The following is a 16,208-nucleotide window of genomic DNA, read 5'->3' as shown; positions in this document are numbered from 1 at the left end:
AACCGAAAGGTACGGGCCGCGTCTCCGAGATGTCAACGCAAGTGGGAGGTTCCGGCACAAGTCGGCGCCCCCCGGCCGGCGGGGCCCTCAGGGAACAGCAGGACCGCGACACCGCAAACCGCAGGAGCAGCCGCGATGATGATGGGTAAGGATGCGATGGCACGGAGCGTCAGGGTCCAGCCTGGCGCACTCGGGAATGACGGCGGACTCGACCTAGACTCGCGCAAGCGACGGGTGGTCCGGCGTGGGGCGATCGGCAATGCGGCATCCCCGGCCACGCAGGCGGCGCTGGCCGACGGGGGGACGATTCAACGCGTCGCGAAAGGGCGTCACCTCGTGACGCAGGGCGACGCATCGACCGCCCTCGCGATGCTCAGCCTCGGCCGGGTCCGGCTGGTGCGAGGGATGAGCGACGGGCGCAGCCTGTCGCTCGGTTACAGAGGGGCCGGCGACGTGCTCGGCGAGGCCGCGCTCGGGGGCGTCACGGCCCACCGGGAGAGCGCGATCGCCACCGAGGACGTCGAGGCGCTCATCATCCCCCTGACGACGGTGCGCAACCTGATGGCGAGCGACGCCAACTTCGCCGCCGCGATCGTGACAACGCTGGTCGAGCGCCACACGGACACCGAGGAGCGCCTGGCCTCGATGCTCTTCCGCAACGTGGAGGCCCGCCTCTGTGAGTTCCTGCTCAAGGCCGCGACGCGCTGGGGCATCCCCGATCCGCGCGGGGTGCTCATCTCCGCGCCATTCACCCATCAGGAGATGGCGAGCATGATCGGCTCCACGCGCGAGACCGTCACGCTCACCCTCGGCGATCTCCGCCGCAAGGGGGTGATCGAGATCGATCGCCGCCGGATCGTCGTCCTCGATCGCGATGCGCTGAAGGGCCGCATCTGAGCTCGCTCGCACGGCGGCGTCGCTGAGGGACTGCGCGTCTCCTCCTCCACGCACGCCCGTCACTGCCCTGGCTGCTCGCTCGGCGGCTCCTGCTTCGACAGCCCGACTGCTCCCGGCCTCCCGGCGGCGTCCGCCTCCCTGCTCCAAGCGCTGCTTCCTCCAGGGACCCCCCATCCAGAGATCCTGCGGGCCTCTCCCAGCTCTCCGCTGGGCTCTCGCAGCTCCATCCCGCGCCACGTGCCGCGACGACGTCGCGGTCACGCCTGCGGCCAGCGCCTCGCGCGATCGGCTCCGCGTACGATCGCGCCTCGCGCGATCGGCGCATGGTGCGATCCGCGCGCCGTTGCGCACCGCGCGCGCCGATGGCCCTGTCGATCCGGAGCGTGATCCGCGCCCGCGCTGCGGCGCGCCTAGCGGTCGCGCTTGGGCCCGCCGCTCACCGGGTCGCGGGTGGAGCGCACGCCGAGCTTGAGCCTGCGCATGACCGCGTGCTTCTGCCGCTCTTTGTACCTGGCGTGGCTCGCCTCGCCGATCTCGTTCGCCGCCTCGGTCTCGCGGTCGATCAGCTGGAACTCGCAGAGGACGAAGATGATCGGGCCGAGCGCCCAGGCCGCGGGCGGCGCCATGTCGAGGATCTCGGCGGGGAGGCGCACCGGCAGATCGACGACGAAGTGGATCACGCGGTAGCTCCGATCGCTGAAGCTGTTGTCGCCCGCTGTCAGCCCGTCGTCGACGTCCGTCTGCAGCGCCTCGAGCATCGGCTGGAGGAACGGCCGCGCCTCGCAGTAGCTCCGGAACCGCAGGATCGTGTTCGTGCTCTCGCCGGGCACGACGTAGTTGAACGGGAACAGGCGCTCGGAGAGATAGAGAAGGACGGGCAGCAGATCGTCCACGCTGCGGCAGACGATGCGGAAGCGGAGCTTGTCGTAGATGGCCGCCGCGGTCGTGTCCGTCTTTGACAGCAGCTTCGTGTAGAGCGAGTCCTTGTTCTTCCGCCCGCCGATGAACTCGGTGATGGGGAAGCCCGCCGCGAGCATGCCGCCGATCACCCGGTACACCTTCTCCTCGACGAGGTGGAAGACGTCCTGGTCCGACATCGGGATCGAGAAGAGGAGCTCGCGCCCGGCCAGGTGATGGATGATGTGCATCGCCTTGAGGATCGTGCAGGCGCAGAGCTGGCGGTGGCCCTTGCCCGAGGCGAGCATCAGGATCTCCTCCACCGACGCGCGCGCGACAGGGCTCGGGATCGGGAACTCGAAGTGGCGACGCAGGAACGCGATCGCCTCGTTCTTGACGCTCTCGAGGTGGGCGCGATCCCCCGGCTCGTCGGGGCGGAACTCCTGCGCGAGCAGGAGTTCGCGCGCGTCCTGCGCGCTCTGAAGGTTGAGCCTCCGCCAGTCGATGACCGATTCACCGCGCAGGATGAGGTGCACGGACTCCAGGTCCATGAGCGTGAACTCTTCAAGCCGCTTGAGCCGGCCGACGGAGGCGTCGTGCGTCATGACCTCACGCCCCCCGAGCGTAAGCGCCGGCGCGGTCGAGCGCTCGGGAAAGCGTCGCGTCGACGCGCGGCAGGCGGCAATTGGGCGAGAAAGTCAGGAGACAGGGGCGTTCGGCGGGGCAGGGCGAGAGCTCGGAGTACGGCCGAGCGAAAGGGTCCCGAGGAAAATGCCGATCGTCAATGCCACGACGGTGGCGTGGCCGAGGTACGCGCCACTGCAACCAATGGCGGCGAACGGGGCGAGCGCAGCCAGATACCACGGGGTGATCCTCATCGGTTCTCCTTCTCCGCCTCCAGCGGCACTGTAAAGGCCGCATGGTCGCTCGCTCCGGGAGGGCACCACGATGTGTCACGGTTGTCCCGGTCAGAGCGTGTAAGTGGTTGTAGGATAAGGTGCCACGCCCTGCTGCTGCGGGCCAAGAAGTAGCGGTTCCGGGGTGAACGCATCAAGGGAATTCGTTCTCATATTCCATTCCCATCCGAACCGCCGCCGTGCCTTACGCGAAAAACTGAACAAAAACAAATGCTTGTCGCGGAAGTTGAAGCTTTTGCATCAAGGGCTGCGCGCGGCCCGCTGGACGCGAAGTGGTGCCTCAGGGACACGCTTCCAACTCACGGCAGTGCCTGGCTTGTCAGTTTCCGGGAGTCAACGGTCTCGTGCACCCGCCGACAGCGGCCGGCGAGGGGGCGGATCGCCGGTCCTCCGCAGGCTGTCGCGCGCTTCAGGAGGGCGCTGTTCAGCGCACGAAGAGCGTGATCCGGGAGGTGTCCGCCAACGTGACGGTCCGGCTCACGACGTCGTGCCCGCGCTTCCGGCCGACGGCGATCTCGACATGGTAGAGGCCGTCCGGAAGCGACACCTTGGTGAGGACCGTTCTCGGCGCCGTCCCCTCGGCGAACTGCCACGAGCTGTCGATGATCGGCGCGGCGTCGGTCGCAGGCTGACCCGAAGAAGGATCCGTCCAGGTCACCTCGAGCCGCACGACCGTCGCCGCGTCGTCCAGCCGCAGCTCGACCTCGCGTTCCTCGGGTAGGTTCTTGAAAAGGATGCTCCCCGCGAACAGCGCACCCAGGACAAGGATCGCCGGAGCGAGCCGCCGGACCCAGGGCGGGCGCCCCTCCGGCGCGTCCGGCCGTTCTTCCGGCGCGTCCGGCCGTTCTTCCGGCGCCTGATCGAGATCCTCCTGCGAGGGCGAGCTCATCGGGGTTCAGCGCGCTTTGCCGGTGCGGATCCGCTTCACCAGGCCGTCGATCACCTGCTGCGGCAGGTCGAAGGCGGGCATCTTGTTCTTGCCCTTCCGGATCACGTCGGCCACCTGGGCGTCGGTCACCCGCTCCTGCCACGCCGCGTCGGTGAGGTCCGGGGCGCGGACCATCGGACCTTGCGGGCCATCGCCGCGGCCGGCCCTGCCGTGACAGCTGGAGCAGTTCCGCTGCCAGGCGAGCTCGATCAGCCCCGGGTCGGTCTCGTTCGAGGCGACCGGCCGCGCGGCGACCTTGCCGCCCTGCCCCTCGTTGGGGCTCGGCGGATCGTGATCGGCCGGCGTCCACTCGCGGACGTCGCCCGTCCCGGGGTCGCAGCCGAAGAGGCCGAGCGAAAGGACGGCCGTGAAGAGGAGGCGGCCCAGGGGCTTGTCGTGGCGTCTCCGCATGTCGTGGAGGAGTACGGATAGTGAAGATGGTGGGGGAGGCAAGCAAAGAAGGACAACAAGACGACGTCCGCCGCCGGCGCGCCCGGAGGGACGCGGCGCGGCGGCGAGCGGGGCTCCGCCATCAGCTGTCAGCTGTCAGCCCGCCGAGCGCACCTCGGACGCGCGCCGCGGGGAGCGCGGCGCGCCATCCGGAGCGCGCCCGGGCGGAGCGCCGTCACTTGCAGGCATCGCCGGCGACCTTGCCGCCGCCGTCCACGGGCTGCTTGTCGACCGCCTTGCCCTCGATGGCCGCGATGAAGAACCCGGTGCGGCGGTTCTGGGCCTTGCCGTCGGGCGTGTTGTTGTCGGCGATCGGCTTGCTCTCGCCGAAGCCGACCGCCATGAAGCGCTTGCAGTCGTGGCCCTTCGCGACGAGCCAGCGGGCGACCGACATCGAGCGCTTCTCGGACAGCGTCTGGTTCGCGGCGTCCTCGCCGTCGGAGTCGGTGTGGCCCTCGACGCGGAGCAGGGTGACGTCCTTCCGCTGCTTCAGGAAGTCGTCGACGATGTTGAGGACCTCGTCGCTCTCGGGCAGGAGCTTGTCGCTGTTCGTCTCGAAGACCACCGGGCCGGGCAGCTCGACCTGGTTGCCCTTGAGCTTGAAGGTCATCTTGAAGCGCGGGCGGGGCTTCTTCTCCTCCTTCGGCTCGGGCGCCGGCTCCGGCGGGGGCGGGGGCGGGGGCTCGGCCACCGGCTCCTTGCCGGTGTTGAACGAGGCGCTGGCCGTGCAACCCGCCGTCGCGGCGGCAGTGCCAACCATCATCACGGCGCACAGAACGGAAGCGACGTATCTACGCATGGGACGTTGTTCTCCTCTGAGGGACACGAGCCACAGCTCGCGTCGGCAACCCGCCGGGGCTGACGCCCTGGGACGGCAGCTCGCCATGAATCTTCACTGCCATCGGGTATTTGCGTGGTGGACGCTCGAAGCGATGCCGACTTCTAGCGAAAAGTCGGGACAAACGAAACCAGGAAGAGGGCGTCTCTCGGACCCCACGAGCGGGCGGACCGAGAGAGCACGCCGCCGAGGTCTCCCTCGTCTGAGCGCGCACCCTGGACGGGCGGGGTCGCTTCTAGAGACGCTCGCGGGGCGCGCGACGGCTCAACGGCGAGCACGATCTTCGCGCAGGGCGCGGTCAGGCTGAGCTGGCTGCACGTCGCAGGCTGTGTGGAGCTCTGGCGAGAGGGCACCCGGGAGGCGCCCGCGGAGCCCTGAACGAGGGCTCGCCGCGATGGCCGCAGGCGGAGGGGAGCCGCGCCGCGCTCAGCCTTCGTCCGCGGGAGCCGTCTCGCACGGCGCGCCGGTCGTCTCGGCCGGGGGGGCGATCTCGCCCAGCTGGACCTCCTTCGCCGTGAACCCGATGCCGATGGAGATGGCATCGCAGTCCTGGCTCGGGTCCTGGCTACCATCCTTCATGATGTCCGAGGCGTGACGGACCGAGTCGAGGATCGTCTCCAGCGCGGTGCCCTCGCAGACGCCCGGCTGGACAGCGCCGATGACGCCGCGCAGCTCCTCGACGAGGACAGCCGTCTCGAGCACGCCCGCGAGGGTGCCTTTGACCACCGACTTGTGATCGGACGCGAGGTCCATCGCGATCCTCAGGTTGCGGATCGTGAGGCCGATGGTGGTCCCCGAGATCGTCAGGTTCAGCTTGAAGGCGACCTGCGACTCCGGGCCCGAAACCCACGTGTCGTCGACGACGTAGCTCTCCGGGAACACGATCTTGGCGCTCTCGACGTCCTGAGCGTCATCGAGCAGCTCCGGAACGACGGGCCACGCATCGCTGCCATCCCAGGTGGGCGCCGCGCCCAGCGTGGCGCCGCCGTAGAGCTTCGCGGTGAGCGGGTTGTACGACGACTGCGCGCCGAGCCCGTCGACCTTCAGGATCACCGTGAAATCACCGTTGGCGATGGCGTCGGTGACCCTCGTCGAGGGGTCGCTCAGGAGAGTCCCAATGAGGCCGACGAGCTTGCTTCCGAAGGAGTTGTCGATCCCGTCGAGCCCGTCCGGATAGACATCGGAAGGGCTGGCGTTGTCGACCGGCCTGCACAGGTCCTCCGAGAGGGTGCTGGACACCTTGCCGTCGATGTTGAAGCCGTACTGCTTCCAGCTGCCAGCCGCCTTCTTCCCGTCGCGATCGGTGTCGCCGAGGAAGAGGCGGTCGATCGCGAACGCGACCCCCGCGCCGTCGCCGGCCTGCGCCGGGCCCGGCCCGGGGGGCTGGCCGCGGTCGACGTCCTGGTCTTGTTCGGCAGGCGGCGCCGCAGGATCGGAGCCACAACCGGCCACGGACAGGAGCGCCGTCGCCAAATAGACCGCGACGGCGATACGGGAATGACGCATCATCGACCTCACTTTCTGGAAACCCCACCCCAAATCAGGCAAGTGCTCTCAAACGGGCGCATAGGCTAGCGCCGGCTCGAGCGCCTCATCAAGGGCGATCCCCGCTGCGCAATGCGCTATATGTGAGCTCGCCGGCAAGCGACGGTTGGTCGTCCAATTGCCTTCGGATTCCGTTCTCCCTGATTACCTATCTTTCCCGACTCGCACGACGATGAGAAGCCACCTGGAAGCCCGCTGTGACCGCTGAGTTCATCCACCTCCACGTGCACTCGCAGTACTCGCTCCTCGACGGCGCGCTGCGCATCAAGGACCTGGCCGCGCGCGCCAAGTCGCTGGGAATGCGCGCCGTCGCCCTGACGGACCACGGGAACATGTTCGGGGCGATTCAGCACTACAAGGCCTGCAAGGAGCAGGGCATCGGCGCGATCGTCGGCTGCGAGGTGAACGTGGCGCGCAGCTGGGGCGCGGCCGCGGGGCAGGTGTCGCGCTCGGGCGTGGACGAGACGCCCGTCGATCACCTCGTGCTGCTCGCGGCGTCCGAGGAGGGCTACAAGAACCTCGTCCGCATCGTGTCCAAGGGGCACGTCGATCCCGCGAGCGGGCTCGCGCCGAGCGTGCGGCTCGACATGGTGGCGCAGCACAGCGCGGGGCTCATCGGCCTGACCGGCTGCATGGGCGGCGTGGTCGCCCAGCGGATCCTGGAGCAGGGCGAGGAGGAGGGGCGCGAGGCGCTCAGCCGGCTCCGGGACTGCTTCGAGCCGGGGAGCCTCTACGTCGAGCTGCAGGACCACGGGCTCGTCGAGCAGTCGGTGCTCAACGGCATCCTGGCGCGCGCGGCGGGCAACCTGGGACTGCCGCTCGTCGCGACGAACGACGCCCACTTCGGCGCGCGCGAGGACGGCGAGGGGCAGCTCTACCTGTCGTGCATCGCGGCGAACCGCACGTTCGCCGAGGCGAGCGACGCGCACCACGGCAGCTTCGAGATGTTCCTGAAGCCCGCCGACGAGATGTCGCACCTCTTCCGCGACTACCCGGAGGCGGTCCGCTCGACGCTCGAGATCGCCGAGCGGTGCTCGGCGCTCAAGCTCAAGCTCGGCAAGCCGATGCTGCCGACGTTCCCGCTGCCGAGCGGGTTCGCCGACACGGGGTCGTACTTCCGGCACGTGGCGCACGAGGGGCTCACGAAGCGGCTCGCCCAGATCGCGCGCTCGGGCCGGAAGGTGGACGAGGCCGTCTACCGGACGCGGCTCGACATCGAGCTCGGCGTCATCGTGCAGATGGATTTCCCGGGCTACTTCCTCATCGTCTGGGATTTCATCAAGTACGCCAAGGACCACGGCATCCCGGTCGGGCCGGGCCGCGGGTCGGGCGCGGGCTCGCTCGTGGCCTATGCCATGGAGATCACCGATCTCGATCCGCTCCCGTACAACCTGCTGTTCGAGCGCTTCCTGAACCCGGAGCGCGTCAGCATGCCCGACTTCGACGTCGACTTCTGCATGGACCGGCGCGACGAGGTCATCTCGTACGTCACAAAGAAGTACAGCAAGGAGGCCGACAAGCCGTCCGTCGGGCAGATCGCGACGTTCCACGAGCTCAAGGCGCGGAGCGTGATCAAGGACGTCGCCCGGGCGATGGCGTTCCCGGCGATCGAGGCGCAGAAGATCGCGAGCCTCATCCCGCAGAAGTCGCCAGGGATCATGTACACGATCCCCGAGGCGCTCGAGATCGAGCCGAAGCTCAAGGCGCTCAGGGAGAGCGACCCCACGGTCGCGGAGCTCCTGAAGCAGGCGCAGAAGCTCGAGGGCCTGACGCGGCACGCGGGCATGCACGCCGCCGGCGTCGTGATCAGCGAGGGGCCGCTCTGGGACCACGTCCCGTGCTTCAAGAACGGCGAGCAGCTCGTCACCCAGTACTACAAGGACGACGCCGAGCTGGCCGGGCTCGTCAAGTTCGACTTCCTCGGGCTGAAGACGCTCACCGTCATCGACATCGCCGTGCGGCTCGTGAACGCGCGACCGGACGTCGCCGCGAGGGAGGGCGCGCGCTTCGACGTGAGCGCGGTGCCGCTCGACGACACCGCCACCTACGCGCTCCTCCAGTCGGGCGAGACCACCGGGGTGTTCCAGCTCGAGTCGAGCGGCATGCAGCAGCTCTTCAAGGACCTGAAGCCGGACGCCTTCGAGGACATCGTCGCCGCCGTGGCGCTCTACCGGCCCGGGCCGCTCGGCACCGGCATGGTGAAGGACTTCGTCGACTGCAAGCACGGCCGCAAGCCGATCGAGAAGATGCACGCGCTCGTCGACGAGCTCCTCAAGCCGACGTACGGCGTCATCGTCTATCAGGAGCAGGTCATGCAGATCGCGCAGCAGCTCGCGGGCTACACGCTCGGCGGCGCCGATCTGCTCCGGCGCGCCATGGGCAAGAAGAAGCCCGAGGAGATGGCGAAGCAGAAGGCGACGTTCGTCGACGGCGCGCTCAACAACGGGGTCAAGGCGGAGGACGCCGAGCGCATCTTCGGGCTCCTCGAGTACTTCGCGGGATACGGCTTCAACAAGAGCCACTCGGCCGCGTACGCGCTGCTCACTTACCAGACGGCCTACCTGAAGGCGCATTACCCGGTCGAGTTCCTCTGCGCGCTGATGACCGCCGACCGCGACAAGATCGAGAAGGTCGTGCGGATCATCGCGGAGGGGCGCGCGTGGGGGGTCGATATCCTGCCGCCCGAGATCAACGAGTCGAAGATGGACTTCACCGTCGTCTACAGCGCAACGCCGGGGACGAGCGGCAAGCGCGTGACCGGAACCCGGCGCGGAGGCTCGCGGGTGAAGGATCCGTACGACCCGAAGATCCGCTTCGGAATGGGGGCGATCCGCGGCGTCGGCGAGTCGGCGCTCGAGGCGATCCTCGAGGCGCGGGAGGCGGGCGGCGCGTTCTCGGATCTGTTCGACTTTGCCGAGCGCGTCGATCCGCGGCGGGTCAACAAGGGGGTGTTCGAGGCGCTCGTGCAGTGCGGCGCGTTCGACGCGAGCCTCCAGGCGCGGGGCATCTCACGGGCGCGGGCGTTCGCCGGCATCGACAGGGCGCTGGAGCGCTCGCGCTCCGCGAGCAAGGAGCGGAACAGCGCGCAGATCGGCCTGTTCGCGGCGGTCGCGTCCAAGAGCGACGTGAGGCTGGACGATTACCCCATGGCCGAGGACTGGGATCTGCGCGAGACCCTCTCGCGCGAGAAGCAGTCGCTCGGTTTCTACGTCTCGGGGCACCCGCTCGATCGGTACGGCGTGGATCTGAACCGCTTCGACGTGACCGCGGTGAGCGCGCTGGCCGGCATGGATCCCTGGTCCAGGGTGCGCGTCGGCGGGATGGTCGAGGGCTACCGCGAGCGCATCTTCAAGGGGGGCGGCGGCAAGATCGCGTTCTTCGTGCTCGAGGACACGGCGGGCCGGGTCGAGGTCAAGGTGCGCGAGAAGCAGATCGAGGCCTACAGCGAGCTCCTGAACCGGGGAGAGCCGGTCTTGATCTCGGGGAAGGTCAGCTTCCCCATGGTGGAAGAGGGCGCCGAGGAGACCGAGTCCGCGCCGCGCGAGCCGACCCTCCTGCTCGACGAGGTGCAGCCGCTCTCCGACGCGATCCTCGCGCAGACGCGGAGCGTGGCGATCACGCTGAAGTCGCGCAGCGCGAGGCGCGAGCACATCGATCGGCTCGGCGCGCTCCTGCGGGCGAGCCCGGGTGTGTGCCCGGTGCAGCTCGTGATCCAGCTCGACGACGGGGCGGAGGCGGTGCTGTCGCTGGGGCGCGATCTCCGCGTCGAGCCGAACGACGCCATGCTCGGGCGGCTCGAGAAGCTGTTCGGCGAGAAGGTGGCCGAGCTCAGGTAGGCGGCTCGCCCGCGCCCGCGTGCTCGGCCGCCTTCACGAGGGCGCCGAGCTTCGCCTCGGCGTCGCCGCGGTCGCCCTGGTGCTTGAGCAGGACGCCGAGCGTGTCGCGGGCGACCTCCTGGGTGATCGCGCGCTTGCCGAGCAGGAGCAGCGCGCGGGTCCAGTCGATCGTCTCGCTGATGGCGGGGGACTTCCGCAGATCCATGGCCCGTAAGGCGCCGACGAACGCGACGATCTGCGCGGCGAGGCGGGATTCGATGCCCGGGATGGCGACCTTCAGGATGGCGACCTCGCGCGACGGCGGCGGGTAGTCCAGGAACGCGTGCAGGCAGCGGCGGCGCAGGGCCTCGGTCATCTCGCGCGTCGCGTTCGTCGTGAGCAGGACGAGCGGCGGGCGCGCGGCGCGGATCGTGCCGAGCTCGGGGATCGTGACCTGCATGTCGGAGAGCACCTCCAGCATGAACGCCTCGAACTCCGGGTCCGCGCGGTCGACCTCGTCGATGAGGAGGACGACGGGAGCGGGGCTCCGCAGCGCCGCGAGGAGCGGGCGCGCGATCAGGAAGTGCTCGCTGAAGAACGACGCCTCGCTCCCCGCGATCGCCCGCGCGGCGGCGGCGAGGCTCGTCGCGCCGACGATCTCCTTCGCGACCGCGTCGCGCAGGAGCTGCGTGTAGAGCATCTGCTTCGCGTAGTCCCACTCGTACAGCGCCTTCGCCTCGTCGAGGCCCTCGTAGCACTGGAGCCGGATGAGCCCGCGGCCGAGCGCCTCGGCCGCGGCGCGGGCGAGATCGGTCTTGCCGACGCCCGCCGGTCCTTCGAGCAGCAGCGGCCGCTCCATCCGGAGGGCGAGCCAGAGCGCGAGCGAGGTCGCTGGATCGGAGATGTAGCGGGCCGCCGAGAGGCGCGCGTCGAGCGCGTCCGCGGTGGCAGGGATGTCGTCGCGGGCGCTCGGATCGCCGGGCGCGCCGCCGTCGTGATCCGGGGGGGGCGTCACGGCGGGACGGTAGCACGCCGCGCGGCCCCTCCGGATGACGCGGCGCCAGAGGCCGGCCGTGGCCCCCCTCTCGGTGCTGGGTTAGAGATCGCGACGATGACCGAAGAGCAACGCTCGCTCGTGCGCATCGACGCGACTGGCACGGCTCACCCCGTCGACCTGGACGCCAGCAAGCACCTGCGCGCGCGGCAGGGGGTGTTCCAGCTGCTGCCGGCGCCCGACCACCTCGTCGTGATGCGCCACGTGGGGGAGGAGGCGCCGCGCGACGCGGGGACCGGCGCCGCGCTCCGGCTCGCCGGGCAGATCACGGGGCCGGGCGCGCTCTGCGATGTCGTGTCGCTCATCGGGCAGGCGGCGTGGTGCGGCGAGCTCATCGTGATCGACGGCGGGGAGAGCCGGTCCCTGTTCTTCGAGCCCGGCCACGCCGTCGCCGCGCGCTCGACCGTCGAGGGCGAGCGCATCGGCGAGGTGCTCTACCGCTACGGCGCGCTCTCGCGCGCGCAGGTCGAGCAGACGCTCGCCGCCGCTGCGCCGGACGTGCGCTTCGGCGAGGCCGCGGTGAAGCTCGGCTTCGTGCCCCGGGAGCGGCTGTACCAGCTGCTCAGCACGCAGGCGGAGGAGATCGCCTACCGGGTGCTCCTCGCGGGCGAGGGGATGTTCTACTTCCTCGCGGGCTTCGACGAGGAGCAGATCCCGACGCGCCACAACCTCCCGGTCCACGCGCTGCTCCTGGAGGCGGTGCGCCGCATGGACGAGATGCGCTACTTCCGCGAGCGGATCCCGTCGGACCAGCACGTTCCCGCGCGCGTCTCGGATCGCGGCCCGGCGCCGGAGGAGCTCCGCGCGGTGTACGACGCCGTCGACGGCGAGCGCTCGGTGGCGGAGGTGGCGCGCGCGATCGGGCAGGGAGAGTTCGAGACCACCCGGGCGCTCTTCCAGCTGGCGCAGTCCGGACGGGTGGTGATGCGCGCGCCGGGGCCGACGGGCGCCGCCGCCGGCATCGCGCTCTTCAACGAGGCGATCGCGTCGATCCTCTCCGCCGCCGACGGGATCCAGCGGGGCGACGAGGTGCGCTGGCAGCTCGCCGCGTTCGTCGATGGCGCGGGCCTCTACGACGCTCTCTTCCGCGGGGCGGGGCCGGCAGCGGACGGGACGTTCGAGCCCGCGAGGATGATCGAGAACGCGACGATCCTCGCCGGCCCCGAGCAGGCCGAGGCGAGGCTCTCGCAGTGGCTACACGAGTACATCTCGTTCGCCATGTTCGTCGCGGAGCCGTGCCTGCGCCTCTCGCCCGAGGGCATCCCGCTCTCGAGGCGCAGCGACAACCAGCCCCCGCTGTCGAAGCGCGTCGCCGCGCTGGTGGGCCCGCTCGCGCCCAGGTAGCCGCCGACGGCGGCTGTACGGGACTAGCCGCGCGGCTCGGCGAGGATCTCCGCGGCCAGGAGATCGAGCCGCGGCGCCGCGCGATCGGGGCAGGGGAGGTCGGCCTCGCCCCGGAGCGGGCACAGCTCGCAGCGGCGTCGATCCAGGATCAGCCCCGCCCGCATGCCCGCGGCGCGCGCGGCCGCCACGTCGCTCGGCGCGTCGCCGATCATCCAGCTCGCGGCGACGTCGAGATCGAGATCGCGCGCGAGCCCCGTGAGCATGCCCGGCTTCGGTTTCCTGCAGTCGCAGGGGCCGATCAGCGCCGGATCGCCGCCCGGGCCGCCCTCGGGGTGGTGCGGGCACACCGCGAGCGCCGCGATCGCGACGCCCGCCGCGCGCAGGCCGTCGACGAGCGCGCGGTTCGTGCGCTCGATCGCCCCCCACGGGACCTGGCCCTTCGCCGCCCCCGGCTGGTTTGTCGCGATCGCCAGCAAGAACCCCGCGTCCGCGAGGCGCCGCAGGCCCTCGAGCGCGCCGGGGAGGAGGCGGAGCTGGTCCGGGTGGAACGCCGTCACGACGACGCCGAGCTCGGGATCGCGCACCACGTCGATGAGGGTGCCGTCGCGGTCGAGCACGACCCCGCGCCTCGCCACGCGGCGCTCAGCTCTCGGCCACGAGCTGCAGGAGCCGCTCGCAGATCAGGTGGTGGTAGACCTCGTGGAAGCCCTCGACGTGCGGCGTCGACGTGTAGCCGGCCCGCGTCCTCGGCACGATCACGCTGGCGTCGGCCATCTGGCGCAGGGCGCCGCCGTCGTAGCCGACGAGCGCGACCACCTTGGCCCCCGACTTCTTCGCGAAATCTGCGGCGGCCACCAGGTTCTGCGACCACGGGCCGGCCCGATCGGCGCCCGAGCCGCCGTGCACGCTGAGGCACACGAGCACGTCGCCCGCGACGACGCGGCCGTCGAGCTGCTCGAGGAAGATCCGGTTGAAGCCGACGTCGTTGGTCAGGGCGCTGAGGAGGGCCGCGTTGTCGCAGAGCGAGGTGCACTTGAAGCGCGGCTTGCCTTCGACCCACGTGAACTTGGCGATGTCGCACGCGAGGTGGCTCGCGTTGGCCGCCGAGCCGCCGTTGCCGCACGTGTAGATGGTGCGGTCGTTCCGGTACGCCTCGAAGAGGAGCTCGATGACCCGCGTCATGTCGTCCGGGCTCGTCGCGAGGGCGATCTCGGACGTCTCGCGAAGGTATTTTTCAACGAAGTCGTGCGTGCGCTGAGGCATGATCGATTTATAGCCAGAGTCCCGCGGAAATGCCCAGCGGGAGGCGCGCCGATGCGCCGGCGCGCCCGCTCACGATCGGTGCAGGTTCGCGACGATGCGCGCGCCGTCGAGATCGAAGCGGAAGCGCAGCACGCGCAGGCCCTTCGCGGCGAGCGCCTCCAGCACCCGGCGCTTCTCCGCCGGGCGGACGTAGAACATGAAGAACCCGCCCCCGCCGGCCCCCATCAGCTTGCCGCCGAGCGCCCCGGCGCCCCGGGCGACCTCGTAGATCTCGTCGAGGACCTCGTCGGTCATCTTGGAGGCGAGCTTACGCTTCTGGGTCCAGTGGGCGTGCAGGAGCTCGCCATAGTCGTCGAGCCTGCCCGAGACGAGGATGCGGTGCACGTCGCGGCCGATCTCCTTGATGCGATGCATCCGCTCGACCACCGCGGGCTCGAGGTCGTGCAGCCGTCGCCCCTGCTCCGAGAGCACGATCCTGGCCGGTCGCTCGATGCCGCTCCACACGATGAGCAGGTTGCTCTCGAGCTCGTCCAGCACCTCGTCGCGGACCGGCACGGGCTCGACGTGCACCGAGCCGTCCGGCGAGAACGTGAACGCGGTGACGTTGCCGTAAGCGGCGATGTACTGATCCTGCTTGCCGATCGGCTCCCCGAGGCGATCGATCTCGATCGCGCACGCCTCGCGCGCGAGCTGCTCGGACGACACGAAGTCGCGCTTGTACGCGTGCAGCGCGTTGAGGAGCGCGACCGTGAACGAGCTCGACGAGCCGAGGCCCGAGTTCGCGGGGAGATCCGCGACGCTCGTGAGCTCGATCGAGTGCTCGATCCCCATCATCCGGAGCGCCTCCCGGAAGATCGGGTGCTCGATCCTGTCGACCGAGGGCACGATCTCGGTCTTGGAGTAGGCGAGGCGGATGTCGCGGTGGAAGCGCTTGTTGGCCGTGACGTAGATGTACTTGTCGATGGAGGCCGACAGGAGGTAGCCGCCGAAGCGGTCGGAGTAGGCGGGCAGATCGGTCCCGCCGCCGCCGAGGGAGAAGCGGACCGGGGCGCGGGAGACGATCATCCCCGCTCCTCCGCCGTGGCCGATGCCGCCAGCGCGGCCTCGAGATCGCGGAGGCCCCGCTCGGAGCCGATCTCGTGAAAGCGCGCCGCGACCGCGAGGGCCCGCAGGCGGCCGCGCGACGCGAGATCGCGCTGCACCGCATCGAAGCCGAGCGGCGTGTCCGCCGGCAGCGCCTCGACGACCCCGCGGCGGAGCGCGGTCGCGCCGTAGTCGATGTGATCGAGGGCAGGGTCGGGCGGGGCGCCGGCGCGGAGCTTCTCGTAGCGCACCACGAGGTCGCCCGAGATCGCCGCGTTCGACGCGTCGAACCGACCCTCGTTCCGGAACACGGCCATCGTACCGAGGGCGCCCGGGTGAGCGGAAAGGTCCCGGAGCGGCGCGAGGTAGTCGAAGGGGAGATAGGAGTCGCCGTAGGTCATGAGGAACACAGGGGCCAGGTGGGGCAGCGCGCGGCGTAGCGCGCCGGCCGTGCCCAGGAGCTCGGGGCCATCGTCGGCATAACGGAGCGGCAGCCCCGCGAACCGGTCGCCCATCGCCGCTCGGATGGCGTCGCCGAGGTGACCGACGCAGAGGACCACCTCGCCGAAGCCCGCGGCGGCGAGCCGCTCGAGGAGCCACGCCCCGAACGGCCTGCCGACCACCGGCAGGAGGAATTTCGGCGTGCGCTCCGTCCGCGGGCGCATCCGGGTGCCGAGCCCGCCGGCGAGGATCACGGCTTGAAGGGAGGAGGCGTCGGGGCGCACCAGCGGGACGTACCATAGACGACGGCCGCTTTCGGCGCGCCTCGGGCGCTCCCGCCGGCGGCCCAAAGAAATCGTGGCCACAAACTGTACGACCGTTCAGCTACTGAACTAGGTTCGGTCCCATGACGGACAAGGACCTCGTTCCTCATCTTCTCCGGACGCTGGTTGCCCTCCAGAGCGAGGGCAAGACGGTGACCCTTGAAACATTGACCACGGCCCTCGCGGTGCGCCGGACCGACGTCCGCCGGGTGATCAACGCCCTGCACCGCGAGGGTTACCTCGATGCCCTCCGGATGCGGCTGACGTTCCGCGGGCTCGCGCTCGGCGCGGCGTTCGCGGCGGCGCCGCTCCGCCCGCTGCGCCGCCCGTCGCTCCACGCGGTCAAGGCGGCTTGAATCACCCGCCCCGGCAGCCGCCCCCCGGGGAGAGCCGCCGGCGCGGCCGCGAGCGAC

The 16,208-nt window shown here is 70.2% G+C and carries 14 protein-coding genes; 4 read left to right on the top strand and 10 right to left on the bottom strand.

The features are described 5' to 3' along the window. Positions 1–135: 135 nt before the first annotated feature. On the top strand, positions 136–897 hold the full coding sequence (locus WME75_RS19625) for a Crp/Fnr family transcriptional regulator (protein ID WP_437493026.1): 762 nt from the start codon (positions 136–138) through the stop codon (positions 895–897). 410 nt (positions 898–1,307) lie between these two features. On the opposite strand, the gene WME75_RS19620 is transcribed toward WME75_RS19625, so the two are convergent. The 5 genes from WME75_RS19620 to WME75_RS19600 form a co-directional block, all read right to left on the bottom strand. Then, positions 1,308–2,399, bottom strand: coding sequence for a TIGR04552 family protein (locus WME75_RS19620; RefSeq protein ID WP_437493024.1), 1,092 nt, complete (start codon positions 2,397–2,399; stop codon positions 1,308–1,310). A 736-nt stretch (positions 2,400–3,135) separates the two neighbouring features. Next, positions 3,136–3,600 carry a hypothetical protein gene (locus WME75_RS19615; RefSeq protein WP_437493022.1) on the bottom strand — a complete coding sequence of 155 codons (465 nt, stop codon included), beginning with the start codon at positions 3,598–3,600 and terminating at the stop codon, positions 3,136–3,138. A gap of 6 nt (positions 3,601–3,606) precedes the next feature. After that, positions 3,607–4,050 (bottom strand): c-type cytochrome, encoded by a 444-nt coding sequence (locus WME75_RS19610; RefSeq protein WP_437493021.1) that lies wholly within the window; start codon positions 4,048–4,050, stop codon positions 3,607–3,609. A gap of 214 nt (positions 4,051–4,264) precedes the next feature. Next, a complete protein-coding gene (locus WME75_RS19605; RefSeq protein WP_437493019.1) occupies positions 4,265–4,852 on the bottom strand; it encodes an OmpA family protein in 588 nt (195 codons plus the stop codon). Between the two features lie 501 nt (positions 4,853–5,353). Then, the gene (locus WME75_RS19600; RefSeq protein WP_437493017.1) at positions 5,354–6,436 is read right to left on the bottom strand and encodes a hypothetical protein; all 1,083 of its coding nucleotides are present in this window, start codon (positions 6,434–6,436) and stop codon (positions 5,354–5,356) included. Positions 6,437–6,669: 233 nt separating this feature from the next. Between WME75_RS19600 and dnaE the strand changes: the two genes are divergently transcribed. Beyond that, positions 6,670–10,308, top strand: coding sequence for a DNA polymerase III subunit alpha (dnaE, locus tag WME75_RS19595; RefSeq protein ID WP_437493015.1), 3,639 nt, complete (start codon positions 6,670–6,672; stop codon positions 10,306–10,308). On the opposite strand, the gene WME75_RS19590 is transcribed toward dnaE, so the two are convergent. Continuing rightward, a complete protein-coding gene (locus WME75_RS19590) occupies positions 10,301–11,302 on the bottom strand; it encodes an AAA family ATPase (RefSeq protein WP_437493013.1) in 1,002 nt (333 codons plus the stop codon). The genes dnaE and WME75_RS19590 overlap by 8 nt on opposite strands. A gap of 96 nt (positions 11,303–11,398) precedes the next feature. On the opposite strand from WME75_RS19590, the gene WME75_RS19585 reads away from it, so the two are divergent. Continuing rightward, positions 11,399–12,685 (top strand): DUF4388 domain-containing protein, encoded by a 1,287-nt coding sequence (locus WME75_RS19585; protein ID WP_437493012.1) that lies wholly within the window; start codon positions 11,399–11,401, stop codon positions 12,683–12,685. A 23-nt stretch (positions 12,686–12,708) separates the two neighbouring features. Here the strand turns inward: WME75_RS19585 and WME75_RS19580 are convergent, their stop codons facing one another. The 4 genes from WME75_RS19580 to WME75_RS19565 all read right to left on the bottom strand — a co-directional run bounded on the left by WME75_RS19580 (position 12,709) and on the right by WME75_RS19565 (position 15,756). Continuing rightward, complete coding sequence (locus tag WME75_RS19580; protein ID WP_437493010.1) at positions 12,709–13,320, bottom strand: HAD-IIIA family hydrolase; 612 nt, start codon at positions 13,318–13,320, stop codon at positions 12,709–12,711. A gap of 7 nt (positions 13,321–13,327) precedes the next feature. Further along, on the bottom strand, positions 13,328–13,948 hold the full coding sequence (locus WME75_RS19575) for a D-sedoheptulose-7-phosphate isomerase (RefSeq protein WP_437493008.1): 621 nt from the start codon (positions 13,946–13,948) through the stop codon (positions 13,328–13,330). Between the two features lie 69 nt (positions 13,949–14,017). Continuing rightward, positions 14,018–15,013, bottom strand: coding sequence for a GHMP family kinase ATP-binding protein (locus WME75_RS19570; RefSeq protein ID WP_437493006.1), 996 nt, complete (start codon positions 15,011–15,013; stop codon positions 14,018–14,020). Continuing rightward, a complete protein-coding gene (locus WME75_RS19565) occupies positions 15,010–15,756 on the bottom strand; it encodes a nucleotidyltransferase family protein (protein ID WP_437493004.1) in 747 nt (248 codons plus the stop codon). Before WME75_RS19565 ends, WME75_RS19570 begins: the two co-directional genes overlap by 4 nt. A gap of 122 nt (positions 15,757–15,878) precedes the next feature. On the opposite strand from WME75_RS19565, the gene WME75_RS19560 reads away from it, so the two are divergent. Then, positions 15,879–16,151 (top strand): hypothetical protein, encoded by a 273-nt coding sequence (locus tag WME75_RS19560; RefSeq protein WP_437493003.1) that lies wholly within the window; start codon positions 15,879–15,881, stop codon positions 16,149–16,151. The last annotated feature ends 57 nt before the right edge of the window (positions 16,152–16,208 follow it).

Origin of the sequence: Sorangium sp. So ce1014 (assembly GCF_051521505.1) — a bacterium.
Classification (GTDB): Bacteria; Myxococcota_A; Polyangia; order Polyangiales; family Polyangiaceae; genus Sorangium.
Note: the sequence above shows the minus strand (reverse complement) of the source record. Positions and strands in the feature narration are given on the sequence as shown.